The sequence below is a fragment of the Bradyrhizobium guangdongense genome (genome assembly GCF_006483445.1).
In the GTDB taxonomy this organism is placed as follows: Bacteria; Pseudomonadota; Alphaproteobacteria; order Rhizobiales; family Xanthobacteraceae; genus Bradyrhizobium; species Bradyrhizobium guangdongense_A.
On sequence record NZ_PPPT01000162.1, the window covers coordinates 1 to 25,504 of the forward strand.

The 25,504-nt window shown below is 64.6% G+C and carries 22 protein-coding genes and 1 tRNA gene; 10 read left to right on the forward strand and 13 right to left on the reverse strand.

Annotated elements, in window-relative coordinates:
- The 3 genes from addB to trxA form a co-directional block, all read left to right on the forward strand.
- Positions 1-2,761: double-strand break repair protein AddB (gene addB / locus C2U70_RS22825; protein WP_140980670.1), on the forward strand; the 2,761-nt coding region annotated here is incomplete at its 5' end.
- Positions 2,722-6,255, forward strand: a complete 3,534-nt coding sequence (gene addA / locus C2U70_RS22830) for a double-strand break repair helicase AddA (protein WP_140980671.1) — start codon at positions 2,722-2,724, stop codon at positions 6,253-6,255. The genes addB and addA, both read left to right, overlap by 40 nt.
- 67 nt (positions 6,256-6,322) lie before the next feature.
- On the forward strand, positions 6,323-6,643 hold the full coding sequence (gene trxA, locus C2U70_RS22835) for a thioredoxin (RefSeq protein ID WP_140980672.1): 321 nt from the start codon (positions 6,323-6,325) through the stop codon (positions 6,641-6,643).
- A 90-nt stretch (positions 6,644-6,733) separates the two neighbouring features.
- Here trxA and C2U70_RS22840 read toward each other — a convergent pair whose 3' ends face one another.
- From C2U70_RS22840 to aroA, 12 genes are all read right to left on the reverse strand, one after another.
- Positions 6,734-7,474 carry a metallophosphoesterase family protein gene (locus C2U70_RS22840; protein ID WP_140980673.1) on the reverse strand — a complete coding sequence of 247 codons (741 nt, stop codon included), beginning with the start codon at positions 7,472-7,474 and terminating at the stop codon, positions 6,734-6,736.
- 126 nt (positions 7,475-7,600) lie between these two features.
- Entirely contained in the window at positions 7,601-8,959 is a 1,359-nt protein-coding gene (locus C2U70_RS22850; RefSeq protein WP_140980674.1) for a bifunctional folylpolyglutamate synthase/dihydrofolate synthase, read from the reverse strand.
- Complete coding sequence (accD, locus tag C2U70_RS22855) at positions 8,956-9,897, reverse strand: acetyl-CoA carboxylase, carboxyltransferase subunit beta (RefSeq protein ID WP_140980675.1); 942 nt, start codon at positions 9,895-9,897, stop codon at positions 8,956-8,958. The genes C2U70_RS22850 and accD overlap by 4 nt, the downstream gene beginning before the upstream one ends.
- Before the next feature lie 111 nt (positions 9,898-10,008).
- Positions 10,009-10,845, reverse strand: a complete 837-nt coding sequence (gene trpA / locus C2U70_RS22860; protein WP_140980676.1) for a tryptophan synthase subunit alpha — start codon at positions 10,843-10,845, stop codon at positions 10,009-10,011.
- Positions 10,842-12,053: a tryptophan synthase subunit beta gene (gene trpB / locus C2U70_RS22865; protein ID WP_140980677.1), complete on the reverse strand. Its 1,212-nt coding sequence runs from the start codon at positions 12,051-12,053 to the stop codon at positions 10,842-10,844. Before trpB ends, trpA begins: the two co-directional genes overlap by 4 nt.
- Entirely contained in the window at positions 12,050-12,721 is a 672-nt protein-coding gene (locus C2U70_RS22870) for a phosphoribosylanthranilate isomerase (protein ID WP_140980712.1), read from the reverse strand. Before C2U70_RS22870 ends, trpB begins: the two co-directional genes overlap by 4 nt.
- Positions 12,722-12,784: 63 nt before the next feature.
- On the reverse strand, positions 12,785-13,189 hold the full coding sequence (locus C2U70_RS22875; RefSeq protein ID WP_140980678.1) for a lipopolysaccharide assembly protein LapA domain-containing protein: 405 nt from the start codon (positions 13,187-13,189) through the stop codon (positions 12,785-12,787).
- A gap of 70 nt (positions 13,190-13,259) precedes the next feature.
- Positions 13,260-13,562 carry an integration host factor subunit beta gene (locus C2U70_RS22880; RefSeq protein WP_140980679.1) on the reverse strand — a complete coding sequence of 101 codons (303 nt, stop codon included), beginning with the start codon at positions 13,560-13,562 and terminating at the stop codon, positions 13,260-13,262.
- A gap of 173 nt (positions 13,563-13,735) precedes the next feature.
- Positions 13,736-14,716 (reverse strand): signal peptide peptidase SppA, encoded by a 981-nt coding sequence (gene sppA, locus C2U70_RS22885; protein WP_140980680.1) that lies wholly within the window; start codon positions 14,714-14,716, stop codon positions 13,736-13,738.
- A 259-nt stretch (positions 14,717-14,975) separates the two neighbouring features.
- Entirely contained in the window at positions 14,976-16,685 is a 1,710-nt protein-coding gene (rpsA, locus tag C2U70_RS22890; RefSeq protein ID WP_140980681.1) for a 30S ribosomal protein S1, read from the reverse strand.
- Positions 16,686-16,953: 268 nt separating this feature from the next.
- The gene (gene cmk, locus C2U70_RS22895; RefSeq protein ID WP_140980682.1) at positions 16,954-17,592 is read right to left on the reverse strand and encodes a (d)CMP kinase; all 639 of its coding nucleotides are present in this window, start codon (positions 17,590-17,592) and stop codon (positions 16,954-16,956) included.
- Positions 17,589-18,926 (reverse strand): 3-phosphoshikimate 1-carboxyvinyltransferase, encoded by a 1,338-nt coding sequence (aroA, locus tag C2U70_RS22900; protein WP_140980683.1) that lies wholly within the window; start codon positions 18,924-18,926, stop codon positions 17,589-17,591. The genes cmk and aroA overlap by 4 nt, the downstream gene beginning before the upstream one ends.
- 183 nt (positions 18,927-19,109) lie before the next feature.
- Here aroA and C2U70_RS22905 point away from each other — a divergent pair, with 183 nt between their 5' ends.
- Entirely contained in the window at positions 19,110-19,520 is a 411-nt protein-coding gene (locus C2U70_RS22905; protein ID WP_140980684.1) for a TIGR02300 family protein, read from the forward strand.
- Between the two features lie 95 nt (positions 19,521-19,615).
- Positions 19,616-19,691 (forward strand) — tRNA-Ala (locus C2U70_RS22910).
- A 60-nt stretch (positions 19,692-19,751) separates the two neighbouring features.
- Here the strand turns inward: C2U70_RS22910 and C2U70_RS22915 are convergent.
- The gene (locus tag C2U70_RS22915) at positions 19,752-20,213 is read right to left on the reverse strand and encodes a MarR family winged helix-turn-helix transcriptional regulator (RefSeq protein WP_140980685.1); all 462 of its coding nucleotides are present in this window, start codon (positions 20,211-20,213) and stop codon (positions 19,752-19,754) included.
- Positions 20,214-20,372: 159 nt separating this feature from the next.
- Between C2U70_RS22915 and C2U70_RS22920 the strand changes: the two genes are divergently transcribed.
- The 5 genes from C2U70_RS22920 to ugpE all read left to right on the forward strand — a co-directional run bounded on the left by C2U70_RS22920 (position 20,373) and on the right by ugpE (position 25,501).
- Complete coding sequence (locus C2U70_RS22920) at positions 20,373-20,801, forward strand: organic hydroperoxide resistance protein (RefSeq protein WP_140980686.1); 429 nt, start codon at positions 20,373-20,375, stop codon at positions 20,799-20,801.
- Positions 20,802-20,984: 183 nt separating this feature from the next.
- The gene (locus C2U70_RS22925; protein ID WP_140980687.1) at positions 20,985-22,190 is read left to right on the forward strand and encodes a CaiB/BaiF CoA transferase family protein; all 1,206 of its coding nucleotides are present in this window, start codon (positions 20,985-20,987) and stop codon (positions 22,188-22,190) included.
- Between the two features lie 217 nt (positions 22,191-22,407).
- On the forward strand, positions 22,408-23,724 hold the full coding sequence (ugpB, locus tag C2U70_RS22930) for a sn-glycerol-3-phosphate ABC transporter substrate-binding protein UgpB (protein WP_140980688.1): 1,317 nt from the start codon (positions 22,408-22,410) through the stop codon (positions 23,722-23,724).
- A gap of 47 nt (positions 23,725-23,771) precedes the next feature.
- A complete protein-coding gene (gene ugpA, locus C2U70_RS22935; RefSeq protein WP_140980689.1) occupies positions 23,772-24,653 on the forward strand; it encodes a sn-glycerol-3-phosphate ABC transporter permease UgpA in 882 nt (293 codons plus the stop codon).
- On the forward strand, positions 24,653-25,501 hold the full coding sequence (gene ugpE / locus C2U70_RS22940; protein ID WP_140980690.1) for a sn-glycerol-3-phosphate ABC transporter permease UgpE: 849 nt from the start codon (positions 24,653-24,655) through the stop codon (positions 25,499-25,501). Before ugpA ends, ugpE begins: the two co-directional genes overlap by 1 nt.
- Positions 25,502-25,504 lie beyond the last annotated feature (3 nt).

The following is a 25,504-nucleotide window of genomic DNA, read 5'->3' on the forward strand; positions in this document are numbered from 1 at the left end:
TGTCATCGGCGGGCCGGCGTCGACGCTGGCGCTGGCGGGCGATCTTGCCCGGCTGATCGATGACATGGTGACGCGCAGCGTCGACTGGCGCGCGCTCGATCGGCTCGTCCCGGATCAGTTCGACAAATACTGGCAGCACACGCTCGACTTCCTGAAGATAGCGCGCGAGTACTGGCCGGCCCTCCTGGCGGAAGAAGGCAAGATCGAGCCCGCCGCGCGCCGCGACATGCTGATATCGGCGGAAGCGGCTCGGCTGATGAAGCATCACGGCGGACCGGTGATTGCCGCGGGCTCAACCGGCTCGATGCCGGCGACCGCAAAGTTCCTGCACGCCGTTGCGAAGCTCGACAACGGCGCAGTGGTGCTACCCGGCCTTGACATGAATCTCGATGAGGAAAGCTGGCAGACCATCGGCGGCACGAGAGACGCCGACGGCCGGTTCGCGACGCCGCCTGCATCCAATCACCCGCAATATGCCATGCACGCGCTGCTCGACCGCTTCGGCATCGGGCGCGGCGATGTCGAGACCCTGGGGTCGCCCGCACCGGATGGCCGCGAAATCCTGATATCGGAAGTGATGCGTCCGTCGAGCGCCACGGCGCAATGGCATGACCGGCTGCAGAAGCCGGAGATATCGGCGCATATCGCCGCCGGCATGAACAGGCTATCCGTGGTCGAAGCGCCAAATCCCGAAATGGAAGCGCTCGCCATTGCGGTTGCCATGCGCGAGGCGCGGCACCTTGGCAAATCGGCCGCACTGGTGACGCCGGACCGCGCGCTGGCGCGGCGGGTGAGCGCCGCGCTCGACCGCTGGAACCTCACCTTCGACGATTCCGGCGGTGATGGCTTGATGGAAACATCGGCAGGAATTTTCGCGCGGTTGACGGCCGAAGCCGCCACACAGGGCCTGGAGCCTCCGACCTTGCTGGCGCTTCTCAAGCATCCGTTGCTGCGCCTTGGTGGCGCGCACGGCGCCCACAGGCGCGGCATCGAGGTGCTGGAGCTGGCACTCCTGCGCGGCACGCGCCCGCAAGCGGGCAGCAGCGGGCTCGCCGCCGAATTCGCGCGCTTCCGCGATGAGCTCCGCAAGCTTGAGAACAACGAGGCGTCTTCGCTGCATCGTGCCGAGCCGCGAGCACGGCTGAAAGAGCGCGAACTCGAGGCGGCGGACGCATTGGTCGGCGCGCTACGCGTGGCCCTGGCGCCGCTGGAGGCATTTTCTTCGTCGAACCCGCACGACTTCGCCGAACTCGCTGAGCGTCACCGCGAGGTGCTGGTCAATCTATCCGCTGACGATCTCGGCATCGTCCATGCATTCGAGGGCCAGGACGGCCTCGCGCTCGCCTCTGCCTTCGACGACTTGCTCGGCCGGCAGGAAAAGATTGGCCTCATGGTCGAGCTCGGCGACTATGCCGAAGTGTTCCAGGCCGCCTTCGTTGACCGCATGGTGCGGCGGCGCGAGCAACCGAACGCGCAGCTCCACATCTTTGGCCAGCTCGAAGCGCGGCTCACCGAAGCCGACCGCGTGATCCTCGGCGGTCTCGTCGAGACCGTGTGGCCGCCCGCGCCGCGCGTCGATCCCTGGCTGAGCCGGCCGATGCGCCATGAGCTCGGTCTCGACCTGCCGGAGCGGCGCATCGGCCTGTCCGCCCATGACTTCGCGCAGCTTCTCGGCCATGAGGAGGTGATCCTCACACATTCGGCCAAGGTCGGTGGCGCTCCGGCGGTCGCGTCACGCTTCCTGCACCGGCTCGAAGCGGTCGCGGGCGAAGCGCGCTGGAAGGCAGCGAAGGCAGCCGGCGACACCTACGTCCACTACGCCGGCGCGATCGATCAGCCGGCCGTGGTCAAGCCGATCGAGCAGCCGCAGCCGAAGCCGCCGCGCGAGACCCGTCCGACCAGATTGTCGGTGACCGCCATCGAGGATTGGCTGCGCGATCCCTATACGATTTACGCCCGCCATATCCTGCGGCTCGATCCGCTCGATCCCGTCGACATGCCGCTATCGGCCGCCGATCGCGGCTCGGCAATCCATGCAGCGCTCGGCGAGTTTACCCAGACCTGGTCCGACCAGTTGCCTCGAGATGTTTTCGGCACGCTGCTCGGCATTGGTGAGAAGCACTTCAAGCCGTTGATGGAGCGGCCGGAAGCCCGGGCGTTGTGGTGGCCGCGGTTTCAGCGCATCGCACGCTGGTTCAGCGATTGGGAGCGCGCGCAGCGAACAGACATTGCCTCGATTGCTGCCGAAATCAGGGGCGATATCGAGATCGTTCTCGACAACAACAGGAAGTTCACCCTGAACGCCCGCGCCGACCGCATCGAACGCCGGCGCGACGGCAGCTATGCGATCCTCGATTACAAAACCGGCGCACCGCCGACGGCCAAGCAGGTGCGCATGGGCCTGTCGCCGCAACTGACGCTGGAGGCGGCGATCCTGCGCGGCGGCGGCTTTGCCGGCATCGATGCGGGTGCTTCGGTCGGCGAACTCGCCTATGTCAGGATTAGCGGCAACAATCCGCCAGGCGATTACACGCCGCTGCAGTTGAAGATCAAGCAGAACGATACGCCGCAGCCGCCCGACGAGGCTGCCGACTATGCGCGGGATCAGCTCGAGGCGCTGGTCCGCCGCTTCGAGAATCCGGAGGAGCCATACCGCTCGCTGGTGCTGTCGATGTGGACCGCACGCTACGGCGACTATGACAACCTCGCGCGGGTCAAGGAATGGTCCGCGGCAGGCGGCATTGCGCTGGAGGAATATTGATGGCGCTCCGCACGATCCCGCCGCCCGTCCGCGAAGCGCAGGCGCGCGCCTCGGATCCCGCGGCGTCCGCCTTCGTGTCCGCCAATGCCGGCTCGGGCAAGACGCATGTGTTGGTACAGCGCGTGATTCGGCTGTTGTTGTCGGGCGTGCCGCCGGAAAAAATCCTCTGCCTCACCTTCACCAAGGCCGCAGCCGCCAACATGGCCGAGCGCGTGTTCACCACGCTCGGTCACTGGGTGACGCTCGACGACGACAAGCTCGATGCCGCGATCCGCGACGCCGGCATCGCGCAGACGAGCGCGAAGCTGCGCAAATCCGCCCGCGAGCTGTTTGCGAGCGCGCTGGAAACACCGGGCGGCTTGAAAGTGCAGACCATTCACGCGCTATGCACGCGCTTGCTGCAGCAGTTTCCGTTCGAAGCCAACGTGCCGGCCCGCTTCGCCGTGCTCGACGACCGCGACCAGGCCGAAATGATGGAGCGCGCCAGCCTGGCCGTGATGCTCGATGCCTCGCGTGCCCCTGACAGCGCGATCGGCCGCGCCCTGCTGGCCGCCATGGGGAGCGCCGCAGATGTCACCTTCAAGGAGGTTTTGCGCGAGGCCTGCCTGAGCCGCGATCATTTCATGGCGTGGACGGACGCTGCCGGCAGTGCTGAAGCGGCCGCGCGGCAGGTATCTTCGGTGCTCGGTCTCGACGAGCACGACCGCCTCGACGACGTCGAAGGCGAGATCATCGACGGGCCGAACCTGCCGCGATCACGTTGGGAAGAGATCGCCCAGGCACTTGAGCTGGGTGCGAAGACCGAACGCGACAACGCCGACCGGCTGCGCGCCGCCTCGATTGCCGCAGGGCCGACGCAGGTCGATGAATACCTTGCGGTATTCCTCACCGAGGCTGATCGTGAGCCGCGAAAGACAGTCATAACCAAGAAGTTCTCGGACAATCATCGGGCGATCGGGCAATTGTTCGACGACGAGAGCCGTCGCCTGCCGCCCCTGATCGCAAAGCGCCGTGCGCTGGTGGTGCGCGACCGCACCGAGGCACTGCTTCATATCGCCATCGCGGTCGCAGCCAACTATCGGCGCGAGAAGCAGGAGCGCGGGCTGCTCGACTATGACGATCTGATCGACAAGACACTGGCCCTGCTCGCCAGCGGCGCATCGGGCTGGGTGCATTACAAGCTCGATCGCGGCGTGGATCACGTGCTGATCGACGAGGCGCAGGACACCAGCCCGCGGCAATGGGAAATCATCGCGCACATCATCTCGGAATTCACCTCGGGCGCCGGCGCGCGTGACGGCGTGGCGCGTACCGTATTCGCGGTCGGCGACGAGAAACAGTCGATCTTCTCTTTCCAGGGCGCCGCGCCGCGCGAATTCGATGAACGCCGACGGGAATTGAAAACGAGGTTCGAAGCCGCCAGGCTGAAATTCGAGTCCATCCCTTTCACCTATTCGTTCCGTTCGGGACAGGCGATCCTGAAATCCGTGGACCATGTGTTCCGCGACGAGGCGATCTACTCCAGCATTCACGCGGAGAAGACCTATCCCCTGCACGAGGCGCTGCCCGACGCCGGGCCGAGCCAGATCGATCTCTGGGAGCTCGCGGTCGCGGATGACAAGCAGAACATCGAGGGCTGGCGCGCGCCGTTCGACGGCGTACCGGTGACCAGCGCCGAGGTGAAGCTATCGAAGCGCATCCAGCGCGAGATCAAGCGGCTCGTTGCCGGCAATACCATGACCGGACGCATTGGCGATCGCCGCCATCTCTCCTATGGCGACGTGCTGATTCTGGTGCGCCGGCGCGGAAATTTGTTTGATGCCGTGATCCAGGCGTTGAAGCATGCCGGCGTTCCCGTCGCCGGCGCCGACAGGCTCAAGCTCACCGAACATATCGCGATCATCGACCTGATGAACCTTGCGGACGCCCTGCTGCTGCCGCAGGACGATCTGGCGCTGGCCGTCGCCCTGAAGAGCCCGCTGTTCAACCTCACTGAAGATGAGCTGTTCACGCTGGCCTGGAACCGGAAAGGATCGCTGCGCGCGGCCCTGGCGGCGCACGCCGCCGACAACGACAGGCTCAAGGAGGCGCTCGACCGCCTCGAGCAATGCGAACGCCGCTCCCGGACCGAAACGCCGTTTGCATTCTATGCCTGGCTGCTCGGCGGCGACCATGGTCGCGCGCGCATCCTGTGCCGGCTCGGGCACGAAGCCAACGATGCGCTCGATGAATTCCTCGAACTGGCGCTCTCCTATGAGAAGAAGGCCCCGGCTTCGCTGCAGGGTTTCATGACATGGCTGCGCGCCGCCGACACCGAGGTGAAGCGCGACATGGAAATCTCGCGCGACGAGGTGCGCGTGATGACGGTGCACGGCGCCAAGGGACTGGAAGCCTCCGTGGTCATCATGGCCGACACCACGACATCGCCCTCAGACACGCAACGCCTGCGTCTCGTTCACGTGCCGCGCGGCAATGGCGGCGAGGTCGTGGTATGGGCCGGTCGCAAGTCGGACGATCCGCCATGTGTTGCGGAGGCACGGGCCGCGATGCTTGGCGAGACCGAGCACGAATATCGCCGCCTGCTCTATGTCGCGATGACGCGCGCGGCCGACCGGCTGATCGTCGCGGGCTGCATGCCGGGCAACCGCAACAGCGTCCGCGAATATTCCTGGTACGACCTGGTCAAGCGCGGTCTCGAAAACTCCGATCTGTCGCTCGAGGAAATCCCGGCCGGCGACGGGGTCGTGAAAAGCTACAGGCGGGCCGGAGATGTCACGCCGTCCGCCGGCAGCCAGGCCGACCTGTTCGTCAATGCGCCTCTCTCGCTGCCGGCGTGGCTGACCACGCCTGCGCCGCCGGAGCTGGCTTCCGACGTCAGGCTGCGCCCATCCGATTCCGGAGAGGACGCCGGCAAGCATTTCCGGCGCGGCGAATCGGTCGACCAGCGTGCCAGGGCGCTGCAACGCGGCGTGCTGGTGCATCGCCTGCTGCAATCGCTGCCCGATCTCGCGATTGAGCACCGGGCCGGGCTCGCCCAAGACTACCTCGCCCGCAACGCCGGCAAATGGACCGAGGCCGAGCGCGCGGCGCTGGCCGGGCAGGTGCTGGCGCTGATCTCGGAGCCACGCTTTGCCGCGGTATTTGCGCCCGGCAGCCGCGCCGAGGTGCCGATCGTCGGCCGCCACGGCGGGAGGCTGGTCTCCGGCCAGATCGACCGTCTCGTCGTGGCGTCGACGGAAGTTCTGATCGTGGACTTCAAGACCAACCACGCTCCGCCTCGGTCGGCGGCGGGCGCCCCGGAGGGTTACGTCCGCCAGCTCGCCCTTTACCGGGCGCTGCTGTCCAAACTTTATCCCCAGCGCGCCGTCCGGACGGCGCTGCTGTGGACAGAAACGCTTGATTTGATGGAGATTTCGGCCCCCGCGCTGGACGCGGCGCTGGCATCCCTTCATCTCGGTGTGAGCGTCCTTGACCCGGCAAGGGGGCGTTCATAGGTTGGTTGCATGATCCCAGGCGCGATTCCACGTCGCGCCTTTTCCTTCAACCGTACGAGGTATTCCAATGGCCGTTAGCAAGGTCTCTGACGCCGATTTCGAAGCCCAGGTGCTCAAGGCGGACGGCCCGGTCGTGGTCGATTTCTGGGCCGAGTGGTGCGGCCCCTGCCGCATGATCGCCCCCGCGCTCGACGAGATCGCCGGCGCGATGGGCGACAAGGTCAAGATCGTGAAGCTCAACGTCGACGAGAGCCCGAAGACCGCGTCGAAATATGGCGTGATGTCGATCCCGACGCTGATGATCTTCAAAGGCGGCGAGATGGCCTCCCGTCAGGTCGGCGCCGCGCCGAAGGCAAAGCTGCAGCAGTGGATCACCGCTTCGGTGTGATCCAAACTGCAAACTGAGTTTGTTGAACGGCCGGCGCTTCGCCGGCCGTTTTGTTTCGCGGGTGGTCCGTAGCCCGGATGGAGATGATGGCTACTTGATCCACCCCGTCGCCAGCGCATTCGCAAGCTCAGGCTGGCCGTTGCGGCGGGCGAGCGCGGCCATCGTCTCGTGATCATAGGCGATTTGGCGGAACGTGACCTGCCAGGCTCCATCGACGAGTTCGAGGATCGCGTAGCGCGCGTGCGGCGTGCCGGCTTCGACGACATGCGGATAAGGATGCGTGTCGCGATAGCCGGGGCTGCCGACGCTGCCGGGATTGACGATCAGCCTACCGTCGCGAAGCCGAACGGCACGCGCCAGATGCGTGTGCGCGCAGAGGATCAGCGATTGGGCGATGCCTTTTGCGAACTGCTCGATCCGATCCAGCGGCGAGAGCGCGACCGTGCCATCTAGGTGCACGGTGTCGAGCCAGTAGACCTCGTCATTCTCAGGCGTCGCGTGGCAGAGGAAGACCTGGTCGCCGAGGACGCGGGTCATCGGCTGCGCGCGCAGCCAGTCGAGATGCGCTGCGTCGAGCTGCGCATGTGCGGGCCGATCCCACGAGCCCATCTTCTCCGGGGGACGATCGAGCAGATAGCGATCGTGGTTGCCGAGCACGTGGACGGCATCGAGCGCCATCAGCCTCTCGATCGTGCGCCGGGCATCGAGCGGGCCACTCAGCATGTCGCCGAGATTGACGATGTCGCTGATGCCTTGGGCGCGGATGTCGGCAACGACGGCGCCCAGCGCCAGATAGTTTCCGTGGACGTCGGCAATCGCGGCGAAACGCATGGTCTTTTCCTATCTCGTGCCCCGGACGCAGCGCAGCGCTTCTTCAGCGGTGCGCTGCAGAGCCGGGGCCCACTGTGGCTCCTGGATCCCGGATCTGCGCTTCGCTTGTCCGGGACACGAGACTTTTCATGCAGGAGGCGTGCCGTTGAGCGCCAGCACGTGGCCGGCGAGATAGAGCGAGCCGGTGATCAAAATGCGCGGCGGGACCTCGTAGGCGAGGCGTGACAGGGCACGCAGCGCGGCCTCGATGCCCGGCGTGATCTCGACGCGCATGCCGAGGCCGCGCGCGGCATCCGCGAGACGATCGACCGGCATCGCGTTCTCAGTGGCGGGAATTGGTACCGCGATGATGTGGCGGGTGAGGCCGGCGAAATTGGCGAGAAATGCTTGCGCATCCTTGTTCGCCATCATGCCCGCGATGACAACCAGCGGCCGCGACACCCGCTCCTCGAGATCGCCGAGTGCTGCGGCCGCGACGCGACCGCCTTCGGCATTGTGCCCGCCGTCGAGCCAGATCTCCGAGCCCGGCGGGCCCCAGCCGAGGAGCGCGCCGGACGTGATGCGCTGCATCCGCGCCGGCCATTCGGCGTTGACGATGCCGGCTTCGAATGCGGCGTGATTGATCTTGAAGGCAGTGGGCTTGAAGGATTGCACCGCGCGCAGCGTCGCGATCGCAAGGCCGGCATTGTCGAACTGATGCCGGCCGAACAGGCGCGGGGCCGTAAGATCCATCAGGCCGCGATCGTCGGAATAGACGAGGCGTCCGTGCTCGACATTCACGTGCCAGCTTTCGCCGGCTGCAAACAGCGGCGCGCGCATCCGTTTGGCCTGCGCCTCGATCACGGCCATCGCCTCCGGCGTCTGCTCGGCCGAGATGACGGGCACGCCGTGCTTGATGATCGCCGCCTTCTCGCCGGCGATCGAGGTCAGGGTATCACCGAGGAAATCCATGTGATCCATGCTGACGGGCGTGATGACACAGGCGAGCGGCATCTCGACCACGTTGGTGGAATCGAGCCGGCCTCCGAGGCCGACTTCCAGCAACAGCACGTCGGCCGGGTTTTGCGCGAACAGATGGAAGGCGGCCGCGGTCTTCAATTCGAACACGGTTGCGGGCTCGCCGGCATTGACGCGCTCGACCTCTTCCAGAGCCGCGCGCAGCTCGTCGTCACCGACCAGCACGCCACCGCCGACGCGGCCGAGCCGGAAACATTCGTTGATCCGTACCAGATAGGGTGAGGTGTAGGCGTGGACGCGCAAGCCTGCGGCTTCCAGCGTCGCGCGCAGATAGGCGACCGTGGATCCCTTGCCGTTGGTGCCGGCGATGTGGATCACGGGCGGTACCTTGCGCTCGGGGTGGCCGAGCCGCTCGAGCAGGCGATGCATCCGCTCGAGGCCAAGATCAATCCGCTTCTGATGCAGGGCCGACAGCCGCCCGATCAATTCATCGAGCGACGGCTTTTCGCTGTTGGCGGGCAGCGTCACGCGTGCGGCGCTGCCGGCGCCACCTCGGAAGCCGCCACGATCTGCGCCGCGTTGGTGACTTGCGGCGCGGATTTCGGCGCGCCTTCGAGCGCAGGCGATTTTGTCAGGATACGGCAGAGCCGCGCCAGCGTCGGCCGCAGCTCGTGACGGTGCACGACCATATCGACCATGCCGTGCTCCTTAAGATACTCGGCACGCTGAAACCCTTCCGGCAGCTTTTCGCGGATAGTCTGCTCGATCACGCGCGCCCCGGCAAAGCCGATCAGCGCGCCGGGCTCCGCGATCTGCACGTCGCCGAGCATCGCGTAGGATGCGGTGACGCCGCCGGTGGTCGGGTTGGTCAGCACGACGATGTAGGGCAGCTTTGCCTCACGCAGCATCTGCACGGCGACGGTCGTCCGCGGCATCTGCATCAGCGACAAAATGCCTTCCTGCATGCGCGCGCCGCCGGATGCGGCGAACACGATGAACGGCGACCTCTTCTCGACCGCAAGCTCGAGCCCGCGCACGATGGCCTCGCCCGCGGCCATGCCGAGCGAGCCGCCCATGAAGTCGAAATCCTGCACCGCGACCACCACGGCCGCACCTTCGAGCTTGCCGTAGCCGACCTTGATCGCATCGTTGAGGTTGGTGCGCGCGCGCGCATCCTTGACGCGGTCGACATACTTCTTCTCGTCGCGAAATTTGAGCGGATCGACAGCGACCTCGGGCAGCGCGACGTCAAACCAGGTCTCGTTGTCAAAAATCGACTTCAGCCGCGCCACCGCGCCCATGCGCATGTGGTAGTTCGAGCCGGGGATGACGAACTGGTTGGCCTCGACATCCTTGTAGAACACGAGCTGCCCGGAATCCGGGCACTTGATCCACAGATTCTCCGGCGTCTCCCGCCGCAGCATGTTGCGGATTTTCGGCCGGACCACGTTGGTGAGCCAATTCATGGTTTGCTCCGATTAGCGATTCAGCCCTGCCGATCGCCCGAGGAATATATGGCGGCCGGGCCGCTGCCCGGCAAGCCGGTGTGTCGCCCGCCCGAAAAGCGGAATTATGGCCTATTCGGCCGCCTGTTTGGCGCCCTTGACGCCCTGGGCCAGAGCCGCAGTCAGCTCGGCCACGGCGTTCACGGTTTTGGCCGTCGCGCGGCCCTCGGAATCGAGGCTGTTCTTGAGCGCATCGACCAATGCCGTGCCGACCACCGAACCATCGGCCTTCTCGGCAATGGCGCGCGCCGCCTCCGGCGTGCGGATGCCAAAACCGACGCAGATCGGCAATTGGGTATGCCGCTTGATGCGCGCCACCGCTTCACCGACGGCATTCGCATCCGCCGCCGCTGCACCGGTGATCCCGGCGATGGAGACGTAATAGACGAAGCCTGATGTGTTCGCGAGCACCGCGGGCAGGCGCTTGTCGTCGGTGGTCGGGGTCGCCAGCCGAATGAAGTTCAGACCCGCCTTCAGCGCGGGAATGCAGAGCTCGTCGTCTTCCTCCGGCGGCAAATCGACGATGATGAGGCCGTCGACGCCGGCCGTCCTGGCATCAGCCAGAAACTTGTCGACGCCGTAAATGTAGATCGGATTGTAATAGCCCATCAGCACCAGCGGCGTGAAATTGTCGTCCTTGCGGAAGGCGCGCACCAGGTCCAGCGTCTTCTTCAAGGTCATGCCACCCTTGAGCGCGCGCAGGCCTGCCGCCTGAATCGAGGGACCATCCGCCATAGGATCGGTGAAGGGAATGCCGAGTTCGATGACGTCGGAGCCTGCCTTGGGCAGCGCCTTGACGATCTCGAGCGACGTCGCGAGATCGGGATCGCCGGCCATCACATAGGTGACAAAGGCCGAGCGGCCCTCTTTCTTTAATTCGGCAAAGCGCGTGTCGATACGGGTGGTCACTGCTTCCTGCCCTTCAGAATTTCCGAGATCTGCGGAATGTCCTTGTCGCCGCGGCCGGAGAGGTTGACCACCATCAGATGGTCTTTCGGCCGCTTCGGCGCGAGCTCCATGACCTTGGCGATGGCATGCGCGGATTCCAGCGCCGGCGGGATGCCTTCAAGGCGCGACAGCAGCAAGAAGGCATCAAGCGCCTCGTCGTCGGTCGCCGAGAGATAGTTCACGCGGCCGACCTCGTGCAGCCAGGAATGCTCGGGACCGATGCCGGGATAGTCGAGGCCGGCCGAAATCGAATGCGCGTCCTGGATCTGGCCATCGGCATCCATCAGCAGATAGGTGCGGTTGCCATGCAGCACGCCGGGGCGCCCACCCGCGATCGACGCGGCATGCAGTTGCGTCAACCCGTGACCCGCCGCTTCAACGCCAAAGATTTCGACCGAGGGATCGTCCAGGAAAGGATGAAACAGCCCGATCGCGTTGGAGCCCCCGCCGATGCAGGCGACCAAGGAATCCGGCAGGCGGCCCTCGGCCTCCTGCATCTGCGTCCTGGTCTCCTCGCCGATCACGCACTGGAAGTCACGCACCATCATCGGATAGGGATGCGGCCCCGCGACCGTGCCGATGCAATAGAAGGTGTTGTGGACGTTGGTGACCCAGTCGCGCAGCGCCTCGTTCATCGCGTCCTTCAGCGTGCGCGTACCCGACTGCACCGGTACGACCTTGGCGCCCAGCATCTCCATGCGGAACACGTTCGGCGCTTGCCGCGCAACATCGACCGCGCCCATGTAGACGATGCATTCCAGACCAAACCGCGCGCACAGCGTCGCGGTGGCGACACCATGCTGGCCGGCGCCGGTTTCGGCGATGATGCGCTTCTTGCCCATGCGCCGCGCGACCATGATCTGGCCGAGCACGTTATTCACCTTGTGCGCACCGGTGTGGTTCAGCTCTTCCCGCTTGAGATAGATCTTGGCACCGCCAAGGTGCTCGGTGAGACGCTCCGCGAAATAGAGCGGTGACGGGCGGCCGACATAGTCCCTCAGATAGCCTTTCATCTCCGCATGGAACGCCGGATCGGCTTTCGCCGCGGTATAGGCCTTCTCCAGGTCGAGGATCAGCGGCATCAGCGTTTCGGCGACGAAGCGTCCGCCAAAAATGCCGAAATGGCCGCGCTCGTCGGGGCCGCTGCGATAGGAGTTTGGTTTATTCATCGTACGCTCAACTCTTGACGTGAATCTTGGGTAGCGCGGCTTGCGCGAATGAAGGCCTTGATCAGCTCCGGATCCTTGACGCCCGGGGCGCTCTCGACACCGGAGGACACGTCGACGCCGCCGGCGCGGGTGACGCGCAGGGCCTCCGCGACGTTCTCTGCATGCAGTCCGCCCGAGACCATATACGGGACTTTCAGCTCGAGGTTTTCGAGCAGGTGCCAGTCGAAGGGCGCCCCGAGACCGCCGGGCCGCGTCGCATCCTTCGGCGCGCGCGCATCGAACAGGATTCGATCCGCGACCGCAGCGTAGCCGGGCAGCACGGCGAGATCGGCCGCGGTCTCGACCGGCACTGCCTTCATGACAGGGCGGCCAAATTTCTGCTTGATGTCGCGCAGCCGCGCGACGCTCTCCTTGCCGTGCAATTGCAAAATATCGGGCGACAACGCGTCCATGATGTTGTCGAGCGTCGCATCATCGGCATCGACCGTCAGCGCCACCTTCAGCGCGCGCTTCCCGACCTGACGGCCGAGCTCGCGGCCCAGCTCCAGCGACAGGTGCCGCGGCGACGGCGGAAAGAACACGAACCCCACCATGTCGGCGCCCGCCTCGAGCGCCACTTCGAGCGTCTCGCGCGTGGACAGGCCACAGATTTTGACGAGCAGGGACATGGTCTCAAACAGCATGAAAGCCGCCGGCCGGCGGCAGAAAAACGGGCTTTTGTGCGGCCGCTTCTACAACGTCGCGCGCTGCTTGTCTCGCCCGACGGGACCGTAAAGGCCGGTGCCGGAGGGGGCCGGCAGGCGCTGTGGCAAGTGGCCTTGATCTGGCCGGGAGGCGACCGCGGAGGCCCGCAGATCGGCCAGCTCGGCCCGCACGGAGCGCGCATCCGCCTCATGCTTGCGGGCTGCGCGGCGCCAGCGCCGTTGGCCGAACCAGACGGCGCAGCCGCCCGCCAAGACCCCGAGCGCCGCCACCAGGATCAGAAGCAGGAACAGCGGCAGCGTCGTCGACAGAGCGGGGTCATTCGCCATGAAGGGGTCGAACGAGACGGTGACGAATTGACGGTTGGCGACCGCAAAGACGACGAACAGCAGGCCCAGCGGAATCAAAATCAGCGCGGTCAGGAATTTTCGCATGACGCTTCGCTCGCCTTGAATCAAGCCTGTGGCCGCATGAAAGCGGCCACGCTGGAAAGTCCGGACGTGCCTATTCGCCGCCCGGATCCGGATGGTCGCGGTTCAGCCGCTCGCGCATTTCCTTGCCGGTCTTGAAGAACGGAACGCTCTTCTGGTCGACGGGCACATGGGCGCCGGTGCGTGGGTTGCGGCCGGCGCGAGCCGGACGATGCTTCACCGAGAACGCGCCGAAGCCGCGCAGCTCGACGCGGTCACCGCGCGCCAAGGCCGCTACGATCTCTTCGAGAATCGCATTCACAATGTTCTCGACATCCCGCTGGTAGAGGTGCGGGTTGTGCTCGGCGATACGCTGAACAAGTTCGGATTTGATCATCGAGAGATAGGACCCGGGAGCGTGCGGATGACCATTTCCGTGAAAATGCCTTGAACTGTCAAGACGCTAAATCAAGATTGGGTGACAGGAATTGGCGTGACAAGGACCGAAAAGCAGGTCTGCCACAATACCCGCCAGACGGGAAAACCTTCCCGCCCTCGCCCGGTTCCGCGTCAGTTCGATGCGGCCGGTTGCCACAGCGCCAGCATCCCGTCCATTCCGAGCCGATCGACGGCGCGGGCCACGCCGCTCTGCTCGATCTGATGCGCAATCGCGCTCAAACCCAGCGCTTCCAGCGTCATTGCGGCTGCCGTGCGCAGGAATGAGAGGTCGCCGAGGCGCGGCTCCAGCTTGAAGTCGCGCACGGGAAGGCCCTTCTTGACACCCTTCTGTTCGACCAGCCAGGTGACGGCCGTCTTCTCATCGCCGAGCTGATCGATCAGCTTCAGCTCGACCGCCTGGCGTCCGGTGAAGACCCGGCCGTCAGCCACTTTTTCGAGCTGCGTGTCATCCATGCCACGCCTGTCCTTCACCAGGCCCTTGAACCAGGCGAAGGAGTCCTTCACCAGCGCATCGAGCGCGGCACGGGCTTCGGGGCTGGTCGGCTCGAACCCATTCGGCGCAGCCTTCAGCGGCGAGGATTTTACCTCCTCGACCTTGACGCCGAGGGTCTTCAGAAGCTCGGCCACGTTCGGATACTGGAACAGCACGCCTATTGATCCGACCAATGAACTCTGCTGGGCAATGATGTGGTCGCTCGCGATGGCGCCGATATAGCCGCCGGAAGCGGCGAGGCCTTCGACGACGACCACGAGCGGCTTCTTCGCCTTCAGCCGCATCAGGGAATCGTAGAGCTGCTCGGAGCCGGCCGTGGTGCCGCCGGGCGAATTGATGTGAACGATCACGGCGGCGGTACGCGAATTCTCCAGCCGCTCCAGCGCCTCGACGCGCTCGGAATCGCTGCGGATCAGGCCGTCGATCTTGACCCGCGCGATCGAGCCCGCCGACGTGAACGTCCCGCGCGCGCCAGGCGTCACCACCAGGGCAACACCTGAAATCGCGCCGATGGCGATCAGCGCGGCAACGACGCGCCAGAAGGTCAGCTTGCGGCGGATGCGCCGGCGATCGACGATGATGTCCGAATCGAGCGACATCGAAAAATCTCCAGATAGGGGCCGCGCCGGTTTTGCAGCCACAGCGTGACCATTGGCTTATCTGGATACATCAATTGCGATGCAATTTGAAGAAAACAAGGCTGGTAGCCGCGTAGCCCGGATGAAGCGCAGCGCAATCCGGGACATATTGTTGAACGTGGCAAGGACCCGGATTTCGCTGCGCTCCATCCGGGCTACAAGGCGCAAAAAAGCCCCGGCTTGCGCCGGGGCTTTGATGTCCGCGAAACCTGCGTTTCGCTTACTTGTTGTCGCCGCGGTTCTTGAGCGCGGTGCCGAGGATGTCGCCGAGCGTCGCCCCCGAATCGGAGGAGCCGTACTGCGCGATGGCTTCCTTCTCTTCGGCGACTTCGAGCGCCTTGATCGACACCTGGACCTTGCGGGCCTTCTTGTCGAACTGGATCACGCGGGCATCGACCTTCTCGCCGACGGCGAAGCGTTCGGCGCGCTGATCGTTGCGGTCGCGCGCGAGCTCCGAGCGCTTGATGAAGGTGGTGAAGTCGGTCCCGGAGATCTTCACCTCGATACCGCTCTCCTTCACTTCGAGCACTTCGCAGGTCACGACGGCGCCCTTCTTGACATCGCCCGGCTCGGCGAAGGGGTCGCCTTCGAGCTGCTTGATGCCGAGCGAGATGCGCTCCTTCTCGACGTCCACATCGAGCACCACGGCCTTCACCATGTCGCCCTTCTTGTAGTTGTCGATCACCTGCTCGCCCGGAAGCTTCCAGTCGAGGTCGGAGAGGTGGACCATGCCGTCGACGTCGCCTTCGAGACCCAGGAACAGGCCGAACTCGGTCTTGTTCTTGACCTCGCCCTCGACCGTCGAACCGGTCGGATGCTTCTCGACGAAGACCTCCCACGGATTGCGCATGGTCTGCTTGAGGCCGAGCGAGATGCGGCGCTTGACCGAATCCACCTCGAGCACCTGCACTTCGACTTCCTGCGAGGTCGAAACGATCTTGCCGGGGTGCATGTTCTTCTTGGTCCACGACATCTCGGAGACGTGGATCAGGCCCTCGATGCCCGGCTCGAGCTCGACGAACGCACCGTAGTCGGTGATGTTTGTGACGCGGCCGGTGAAGCGGGCACCCAGCGGGTACTTGGCTTCGATGCCCTGCCACGGATCGTCCAGCAGTTGCTTCATGCCCAGCGAGATGCGGTGCGTCTCGTGGTTGATCTTGATGATCTTGACCTTCACGGTCTGGCCGATCGTCAGCACCTCGGTCGGGTGGTTGACGCGACGCCAGGCGATATCGGTCACGTGCAGGAGACCGTCGATGCCGCCGAGATCAACGAACGCACCGTAATCGGTGATGTTCTTGACCACGCCGTCGATGACCTGCCCCTCTTCGAGGTTCTGCACCAGCTCCTGACGCTGCTCGGCGCGGGTCTCTTCGAGAACCGTACGGCGCGACACGACGATGTTGCCGCGGCGGCGGTCCATCTTGAGGATCTGGAACGGCTGCGCGTTGTTCATCAACGGAGCGACGTCGCGGATCGGACGGATGTCGACCTGCGAGCGCGGCAGGAAGGCCACGGCACCGTCGAGGTCGACGGTGAAGCCGCCCTTGACCTGGTTGAAGATGACGCCGTTGACCTTTTCGTTGTTCTGGAACGCCTTCTCGAGCTTGCCCCAGCTCTCTTCGCGGCGCGCCTTGTCGCGCGACAGCACGGCCTCGCCGAGTGCGTTTTCGATGCGATCGAGGAAAACTTCCACCTCGTCGCCGACCTTGATGTCGCTCTCACGGCCGGGGCCGGAAAATTCGCGCAGGGCAACGCGGCCCTCGGTCTTCAGGCCGACGTCGATGACGGCCATGTCCTTTTCAATTGCAACAACCTTGCCCTTGACGACGGAGCTTTCCTGCAGGTTACCGCCTGCGAAGGACTCGTCGAGCATCGCGGCGAAATCGTCACGCGACGGGGTATAGGAATCAGCGGAAGTCGAAGCCATTTGTTCTCCAGTTGCGGACGTCTGCCGGCCGTTGGGTTTATGGGCGTCTCGCGCGCGCAGTGTCGGAAGGTCCGCAAAACCTTCGAGCGACCGCTCGTGGTCCCGGGCTTGCGACCCGGAAAACAGCAGGAGCGGGCCGGCGAGAGCCCGCGCGTTCGATACGATGAAAATCTTGATCCGGAGCCTGGATGTCGCGATCCCCAAGCAGGGGACCGAGTATCGACCTCAAAGAGCGGGAGCGGGCGCTTCCTCCAATGACGGCTGCGGCTTAACCCCGCGACCGGCCCGCTCGGACGGCCTCGATAATGTCGATGGCGGCCCGGACGCCGCCTTCTATATCCAGTTGGGAGTTATCTAGCAAGTAAGCATCCGGGGCCGGTTTTAACGGCGCAACCGGCCTGTTCTGGTCGCGTTCGTCGCGCTGAATGATGTCCGCAAGGATGGCAGCCTCGTCGGCCGCCTCGCCCCGCGATTGGGCCTCCAGGGTCCGCCTGCGGGCGCGGACCTTTGGATCGGCGACGACGAAAATCTTTACGTCGGCATTCGGGCAGATCACGGTTCCAATGTCGCGGCCGTCAAGCACGGCGCCGGGTGGATCGGCGGCGAATTGCCGCTGGAAGTTCAGCAGGACCTCGCGAACCCTCGGGATTGCGGAAACTACGGACGCGGCCTGGCCGACCTCATGTGACTTCAGCGCGGGATTGCCGAATTCTTCGGGATCGAGTTCCAGCGCGACGGCAACGGCCGCGGCCTCGTCGCGCAGGTCCTGGCCGGCCTGGATCAGGCCATACGCCACGGCGCGATAGATCACGCCGGTATCGAGGTGGCGATAGCCGTAATGCTGCGCGAGGCGCTTGCCGAGCGTGCCCTTGCCGGAGGCCGCGGGTCCGTCGATGGCGATGATCATGAAAACTCCGCGCCCAGCGAACGCATCATCGGGATGAAGTCCGGGAAGCTGGTGGCGATGAAAGCGGTGTCGTCGACCTTCACCGGCTGGTCCGAGGCGCATCCCATCACCAATGCTGACATCGCGATGCGATGATCCATGTGGGTTGCGACGAGGCCGCCGCCGGGCACATGGCCACGGCCCTCGACGATGAGATCGTCGCCGGCAATCTCGACCTTCACGCCGTTGACGCGCAGCATGTCGGCGGTCGCTTCCAGACGATCGGATTCCTTCACGCGCAACTCGTGCAGGCCGCGCATGATCGTGGTGCCTTCGGCGAACGAGGCGGCCACCGCCAGCACCAGATATTCATCGATCATCGACGGCGCGCGTTCCGGCGGCACCTCGACGCCGCGCAGCTTCGACGCCCGCACGCGCAGGCGCGCCATCGGCTCACCGGCGTCGCCCCGCACCTCGCTCTCCTCGATGAAGCCGCCCATTTCGCGCAGCGTCGTGAACAGGCCGGTGCGCAGCGGATTGGTCATGACGTCGGTGAGCACGAGATCGGAGCCTTCCGCGATCAGCGCAGCAACGATCGGAAAGGCTGCCGACGACGGATCGGCCGGCACCACGACATTGGCGCCGTGAAGCTCGGGCTGCCCGACGAGCGTGATGCGGCGGCCATGCTGGCCTTCGAGGGTCGAGGTGATGTCGGCGCCAAAGTGCCTGAGCATCAGCTCGGTATGGTCGCGGCTGGCCTCTGACTCGATGACGGTGGTCGTGCCGGGCGCGGCGAGGCCCGCCAGCAGCACCGCCGACTTGATCTGGGCCGAGGCGACCGGCGTCTTGTAGGTCAGCGGCAGCGGATCGCGCGCGCCCTGCAGCGTCAGCGGCAGCCGGCCACCCTCGCTTTGGGCAACGACTTTGGCGCCCATCTTTTCGAGCGGGTCCAGAATCCGGCGCATGGGACGGCTGCGCAAGGAAGCGTCGCCGTCGAAAACTGCGGCAATCGGGCAGCCGGCAACGGCCCCCATCACCAGCCGGCAGCCGGTCCCGGAGTTCCCGAAATCTAGGGGGGCCTTGGGCTGGGCAAAACCGGCGACGCCGACGCCCCGCACCGACCAGGCAAAATCCCCGGTCCGCTCCACCTGCGCCCCCAGCGCCTGCATCGATTTGGCGGTATTGAGGACGTCTTCGCCCTCCAAAAGGCCTGAAATCCGGGTTTCACCGACCGACAGCGCGCCCAGGATGAGAGCACGGTGGGAGATCGACTTGTCCCCGGGGACCCGGACGGATCCGGTCAGGGGGCCGCTGGCGCGCGACTGGAGGGGTGTCCGCTGGTCGGAATAGCTCACGATTTAAGTCCCTGAATAGGCGCCCGGATATCCCATGGGGCGCGTGGCGCAGGTACCACACGGCCCCCGTGTCGTCACGGGTAAGTCTCAGGACATGTCTTTGTCCCGCAATGCGCTATTGACAGCGGGCCGCCAACTAGCCAAGTGAAACACCGCTTTTCAGACATTCCCAGGATTCCTGCCGTGGCCAAGTCCGAACTCGGAACCAAACGCATTTGCCCGACCACGGGCAAGAAGTTCTACGACCTCAACAAGAATCCGGTGATCTCGCCGTATACGGGCGAAGTGGTGCCGATTGCGCCGGTTGCGCCGGCCCGTGCGACCCGCGGTGCGGAAGCCCGCGCGCCGATGCCTGCCGACACGGCGCCTGAGCCGGCGGAGGCCGAGGAGTTGGTCTCCCTCGAGGAGGCCGATGCCGAGGAGAATACCGGCAAGGTCAAGGCCGTCGTGCCTGAGTCCGAGGACGATATCGAGGTCGACGAGACCCTCGAGGACGATGATGACGATGATTCGACCTTTATCGCCGACGACGAAGAGGGCGATGAGGACGTGACCGACATCATTGGTGATGTCGGCGGTGACGAAGAGACTTGAGATCGCGCCTGATCTGTGAAAAAGGGTGCACCGCGCGAGTCACCAGGCTCGCCGGTTCGGTGTGATCCACCAGGATCATCCCGTTTAAGGACTACGGGGCCATAGCTCAGCTGGGAGAGCGCTTGCATGGCATGCAAGAGGTCGGCGGTTCGATCCCGCCTGGCTCCACCAGCCTTCGCGAAGCGAAGGCTGCCGCGGCGGCGTAGCCCGAAGGGCGAAGCCGGGCTTCAACTACTCCCCGATCACCGCATTCAACCGGTCGCGTAGCGCGACGATCTCGTTCTTGATCGCCACGAGTTCCGACACGGAGCAGTCCGAGGCCGCGAGAATCGATTGCGGCACGGCACGGGCCTTCTCTTTCAGGGCATGGCCCTGCGGGGTCAGCGAAATCAGCACCTGGCGCTCGTCTTCGGTCGAGCGCGTCCGCTTGACCAGTTGCGCCGCCTCCAGCCGCTTCAGCAAAGGCGTCAGCGTGCCCGAGTCCAAAAACAGCCTTTCGCCGATATCTTTCAGCGGCACGTCGTCCCGCTCCCACAGCACCAGCATGACCAGGTATTGCGGATAGGTCAGGCCGAGCCGGTCCAGCAGCGGCTTGTAGACCCGGTTGAAGGCGTGCGCGGCCGAATAGACCGCAAAGCAGATCTGGTTATCGAGCCGGAGCGGCTGATCGCCTGCGATTTGTTTTCGAACCATTTTGACCTCTTGAGACTTACCCAGCATTCTGGCCCCGCGCGGCCGCGCATTCAATTGCGAACAATTAAATGTGAGGTCTGCCAATTTCAATTGCGCGCAATGTAATTGTGTGCGATATACACCTCACCCCAACCGAAGACCATCCCAAGGGAGACGACCATGTCCGTGAAAGTCCTCTACAAGACCACCGCAACAGCCACCGGCGGCCGCGACGGTTCCGCCTCGACGGCCGACGGGGCCTTCAGCGTCAAGTTGTCGACCCCGAAGGAGCTCGGCGGTGGCGGCGGCGCCGGCAACAACCCCGAGCAGTTGTTTGCCGCCGGCTATGCCGCCTGCTTCATCGGCGCCATGAAGGCGGTTGCGGCCCAGGGCGGCGGCGTGAAGGTGCCCGCGGACGCCTCGGTGACCTCCACCGTCGGCATCGGGCCGCGCTCGGAAGGCGGCTTTGGCCTCGACATCGATCTCGCCGTCTCGCTGCCCGGCATCGCCAAGGCCGACGCCGAAGCGCTGGTCGCGAAGGCCCACCAGGTGTGCCCCTATTCCAACGCCACCCGCGGCAATGTCGACGTCCGCCTGACGGTCGTCTAACGCCGGACCTGCGGCCGGCCCGTGATCCCTCTCTGAGATCCTTTGGGCCGGCCGCACTCCCGTTGATTTGCCGCGCGGCGGCATGATCTGCGGCGCATGCGCCCACACGCGGCGGGCCATTGCTGGCGTGAACGAACCTCGCTAGGCCTGTGCTCGAACACAGCTTGAGCAGAGGTTGCCACCATGAGTTCTGAAGCCGCTTTGGGTGCCATGAGCGGACTGCGCGTCATCGATCTCACGCGCGTGCTCGGCGGTCCCTATTGCACGCAGATCCTCGCCGATCACGGCGCCGACGTGATCAAGGTCGAGCCGCCCGCGGGCGACGAGGTGCGCGACTGGGGCCCTCCCTTCCACGACGAGGACGCGGCCTATTTCGTCGGCATCAACCGCAACAAACGCTCGATCGGCCTCGACCTCGCCTCCGAAGGCGGCCGCGTCGTGCTGCTCAAGATGCTGGAGACCGCCGATGTCCTGATCGAGAATTTCAAGCCGGGCACGCTGGAAAAGTGGGGCATCGGCAGCGAGATGCTGCGCGCAAAATTTCCGCGCCTCGTGCATTGCCGCATCTGCGGCTTTGGCGCCGACGGTCCGCGCGGCGGCAATCCCGGTTACGACGCGATCATCCAGGCGATGACCGGCATGATCGCGGCAACCGGCTCGCCTGAAAGCGGACCGATGCGCATCGGCGTGCCGCTGGTCGACATCACCACCGGTCTCTATGCAGCAATCGGCATTTTGATGGCGTTGTCGGAACGGCAACGCTCGGGCCAGGGCCAGTTCCTCGAAACCACGCTGTATGAGACCGGTCTTGCGATCATGCATCCGCACACCGCAAACTATTTCATGCATGGCAAGCCGCCGGGGCTCACCGGCAACGAGCATCCCAATCTCGTGCCCTATGCGATCTTCCCGACCAAGACCGACAACATCTTTATCGGCGTCGGCAATGACGGGACCTTCCGCAAGCTGGCCAAGGAAATCGGAAAGCCAGAGCTCGGCACCGATCCGCGCTTTGCCCGCAACAAGGACCGCATCGCCAACCGCGAGGCGCTCCGCGCCGAGCTCGCCGCCGTGTTCAGCCAGCACGAGGCCGAGCCGCTCTGCAATCGCCTGCTCGCCGCCGGCCTGCCGGCGGGCCCCGTGCAGAAAATCGACCAGGCGTTGACGAACCCGCACACCATCCACCGTGGCGATATTATCGAGAAGGACTGGTACAAGGGCGTGGCCTCGCCGATCCGGCTGGAACGCAGCAAGCCGAGCTTGCGCCGGACGCCGCCAAAGTTCAGCCAGCACTCCGCCGAGGTGCTCGGCGAGTTCGGCTACTCCCGGGACGAGATCGACGCGATGGTGAAGAAGGGCGTGGTCTGCGGCCCCGATCGCAAGCGCTGAGTTTGCGCGCAACATAATTCAAAAATGCCGCACTGCGGCGCGAGCACGCCTGCACCGCGAACGCTGCGGCACGCCGACGCGCGCCTTCGCCTATTTTCCGGCTTCCCTTTCCTGGCGCTTGCCGCTTTCGTTTCGCCCGCTTACACAGTCATGTGAACGTCATATGGCGCTGCTAGCGCAAGCGCACATTTTTGACGGCCCAAGGGAGGTTTACTTGATGGCTCTTCGACATATTGGTGCGGCCGCTGCGCTCGCAATCTCGATCGGTTTTGGCGCCTCGCCCGCGCTGGCCGTGACCGAGATTCAGTGGTGGCACGCGATGACCGGCGCGAACAACGACGTGATCGTCAAGCTCGCCAACGATTTCAACGCTGCACAAACCGACTACAAGGTCGTCCCGACCTACAAGGGCAACTACGCCGACACGATGAATGCCGGCATCGCCGCGTTCCGCGCCGGCAACGCGCCGCACATCATGCAGGTGTTCGAAGTCGGCACCGCGACCATGATGGCCGCGACCGGCGCCGTGAAGCCCGTCTACAAGCTGATGGCCGAGGCCGGCGAAAAGTTCGACCCCAAGATCTACCTGCCCGCGATCACCGGCTATTATTCGACGTCGAAGGGCGAGATGCTCTCGTTCCCCTTCAACTCGTCGTCGACGGTGATGTGGATCAATCTCGACGAGCTGAAGAAGGCGAATGTCGAGATCCCCAAGACCTGGCCTGAAGTGTTCGACGCCGCCAAGAAGCTGAAGGCGGCGGGACACGCGACCTGCGGCTTCTCCGGCTCCTGGGTCACCTGGGTCAATCTCGAGCAGCTCTCCGCCTGGCACAACGTGCCGCTGTCGACCAAGGCCAACGGTCTCGACGGCTTTGACACCGTGCTCGAGTTCAACGGCCCGCTCCAGGTCAAGCATCTCGAAAACCTGATCGAGCTGCAGAAAGACAAGACCTACGACTATGCCGGCCGCACCAACACCGGCGAAGGCCGTTTCACCTCCGGCGAGTGCCCGATCTACCTGACGTCGTCGGCCTTCTTCGGCAACGTCAAGGCGCAGGCCAAGTTCAACTTCACAGCCGTGCCGATGCCCTATTATCCGGATGCCAAGGGTGCTCCGCAGAACTCGATCATCGGCGGCGCTTCGCTCTGGATGATGGGCGGCAAGTCCGCCGAGGAGTACAAGGGTGTCGCAAAGTTCCTGACCTTCCTCTCGGACACCGACCGCCAGGTCTGGATCCACAAGGCGTCGGGCTATCTGCCGATCACCAAGGCGGCCTATGAGAAGGCCAAGGCCGAGGGCTTCTACAAGGACCAGCCCTATCTCGAAACACCGCTCCTGGAGCTGACCAACAAGGAGCCGACCGAGAACTCGCGCGGCCTGCGCCTCGGCAACATGGTGCAGCTCCGTGACGTCTGGTCGGAGGAGATCGAGCAGGCGCTGGCCGGCAAGAAGACTGCCAAGCAGGCGCTCGACGCTGCCGTCGAACGCGGCAACACCATGCTGCGGCAGTTTGAAAAAACCGCCGTCAAGTGAGAGGATGAGCGGCAGGCCACGATCCGGCCTGCCGCTCTCCTGACGCCATGCAAAAGCAATCCATTTTCCAATCAAAGCTGTTGCCTTACGCGCTGGTTGCACCGCAGCTCGCGATCGTCCTGATTTTCTTCTACTGGCCGGCGCTGCAGGCGGTCATCCAGTCGTTCCTGCTGCAGGACGCCTTCGGCCTCTCGACGAGTTTTGTCTGGTTCGAGAACTATGTGGACCTGTTCAAGGACCCGGCCTATTTCGAGGCGGTCGTCAGGACTTTCGTGTTCTCCTTCGCGATCGCCTTGTCGTCGCTGTCGTTTGCGCTGCTGCTCGCGGTCATGGCGGACAAACCCTTACGTGGCGGCACGATCTATCGCACGCTGCTGATCTGGCCCTATGCGGTCGCACCGCCCGTGGTCGGCGTGCTCTGGATCTTCATGCTGCATCCCTCGCTCGGCGTGCTCTCGCGGTACTTGCGCGCCATGGGCATCGACTGGAATCCGCTGCTCGACGGCAATCAGGCGGCAACGCTGATCATCCTCGCCGCGGCCTGGAAGCAGATCTCCTACAACTTCCTGTTCTTCCTCGCCGGTCTCCAGAGCATCCCGAAGAGCGTGCTCGAGGCCGCCGCGATCGACGGCGCGCGCCCGATGCGGCGCTTCTGGACCGTAACCTTCCCGCTGCTGTCGCCGACCATCTTCTTCCTGCTGGTCGTCAACATCGTCTACGCCTTCTTCGACACCTTTGGCATCATCGACACGATGACCCGCGGCGGTCCGGGCAAGTCGACGGAGACGCTGGTCTACAAGGTCTATACCGACGGCCTGCTCGGCGGGAACCTCGGCAGCTCGGCCGCACAGTCGGTGATCCTGATGGTCATGGTCATCGTGCTGACCGGAATCCAGTTCCGCTTCGTCGAACGCAAGGTGACCTACTGATGGTCGAGGAAGAGGGCATCCGCCGCTACGTCGCCCACGTCATCCTGTGGATCGGAATCGCGATCGTCGCCTTTCCGGTCTATCTCGCCTTCGTGGCCTCGACCCAGGACAACGCCGTCATCGCCAACGGCCAGATGTCGCTGCTGCCGGGCGGGCATTTCTTCCAGACCTACTACCAGACGATCTTCGTCGGCACGAGCGGCTCGACCCGCGAGCCGGTCGGCAACATGATGCTGAACTCGCTGATCATGGCGCTGGCGATCGCGCTCGGGAAGATCGCGATCTCGATCATCTCGGCCTATGCGATCGTCTATTTCCGCTTTCCGTTCCGGATGGCGATCTTCTGGATCATCTTCATCACGCTGATGCTGCCGGTCGAGGTGCGCATCTATCCGACCTACAAGATCGTCGCCGACCTGCACATGCTCGACAGCTATGCCGGCCTCGCGCTGCCGCTGATCGCATCGGCCACAGCGACGCTGCTGTTCCGGCAGTTCTTCATGACCGTGCCCGACGAGTTGCTTGAAGCGTCGCGCATCGACGGCGCAGGTCCGTTCCGCTTCTTCTGGGATACGCTCTTGCCGCTGTCGCGCACCAACATGGCCGCGCTGTTCGTGATCCTGTTCATCCTCGGCTGGAATCAATATCTCTGGCCGCTCTTGATCACCACGCGCGACGACATGCAGACCATCCAGGTCGGCATCCGCAAGATGATCACCACCACCGACGCGCTGACGGAATGGCCCGTCGTGATGGCGACCGCCGTGCTCGCGATGCTGCCGCCAGTGTTCGTCGTCGTCGCCATGCAGAAATTGTTCGTGCGCGGCCTGGTCGAGACGGAGAAGTAGAGA

Bases quoted from the DNA above. Each gene is read 5' to 3' on its own strand.
- addA (WP_140980671.1), top strand. From the start codon at position 2,722: ATGGTCCGCGGCAGGCGGCATTGCGCTGGAGGAATATTGATGGCGCTC.
- trxA (WP_140980672.1), top strand. From the start codon at position 6,323: ATGGCCGTTAGCAAGGTCTCTGACGCCGATTTCGAAGCCCAGGTGCTC.
- C2U70_RS22840 (WP_140980673.1), bottom strand. From the start codon at position 7,474: ATGCGTTTCGCCGCGATTGCCGACGTCCACGGAAACTATCTGGCGCTG.
- accD (WP_140980675.1), bottom strand. From the start codon at position 9,897: ATGAATTGGCTCACCAACGTGGTCCGGCCGAAAATCCGCAACATGCTG.
- trpB (WP_140980677.1), bottom strand. From the start codon at position 12,053: ATGAATAAACCAAACTCCTATCGCAGCGGCCCCGACGAGCGCGGCCAT.
- C2U70_RS22870 (WP_140980712.1), bottom strand. From the start codon at position 12,721: ATGTCCCTGCTCGTCAAAATCTGTGGCCTGTCCACGCGCGAGACGCTC.
- C2U70_RS22875 (WP_140980678.1), bottom strand. From the start codon at position 13,189: ATGCGAAAATTCCTGACCGCGCTGATTTTGATTCCGCTGGGCCTGCTG.
- C2U70_RS22880 (WP_140980679.1), bottom strand. From the start codon at position 13,562: ATGATCAAATCCGAACTTGTTCAGCGTATCGCCGAGCACAACCCGCAC.
- sppA (WP_140980680.1), bottom strand. From the start codon at position 14,716: ATGTCGCTCGATTCGGACATCATCGTCGATCGCCGGCGCATCCGCCGC.
- rpsA (WP_140980681.1), bottom strand. From the start codon at position 16,685: ATGGCTTCGACTTCCGCTGATTCCTATACCCCGTCGCGTGACGATTTC.
- cmk (WP_140980682.1), bottom strand. From the start codon at position 17,592: ATGATCATCGCCATCGACGGACCCGCGGCCTCCGGCAAGGGCACGCTC.
- C2U70_RS22915 (WP_140980685.1), bottom strand. From the start codon at position 20,213: ATGGTTCGAAAACAAATCGCAGGCGATCAGCCGCTCCGGCTCGATAAC.
- C2U70_RS22920 (WP_140980686.1), top strand. From the start codon at position 20,373: ATGTCCGTGAAAGTCCTCTACAAGACCACCGCAACAGCCACCGGCGGC.
- C2U70_RS22925 (WP_140980687.1), top strand. From the start codon at position 20,985: ATGAGTTCTGAAGCCGCTTTGGGTGCCATGAGCGGACTGCGCGTCATC.
- ugpB (WP_140980688.1), top strand. From the start codon at position 22,408: ATGGCTCTTCGACATATTGGTGCGGCCGCTGCGCTCGCAATCTCGATC.
- ugpA (WP_140980689.1), top strand. From the start codon at position 23,772: ATGCAAAAGCAATCCATTTTCCAATCAAAGCTGTTGCCTTACGCGCTG.
- ugpE (WP_140980690.1), top strand. From the start codon at position 24,653: ATGGTCGAGGAAGAGGGCATCCGCCGCTACGTCGCCCACGTCATCCTG.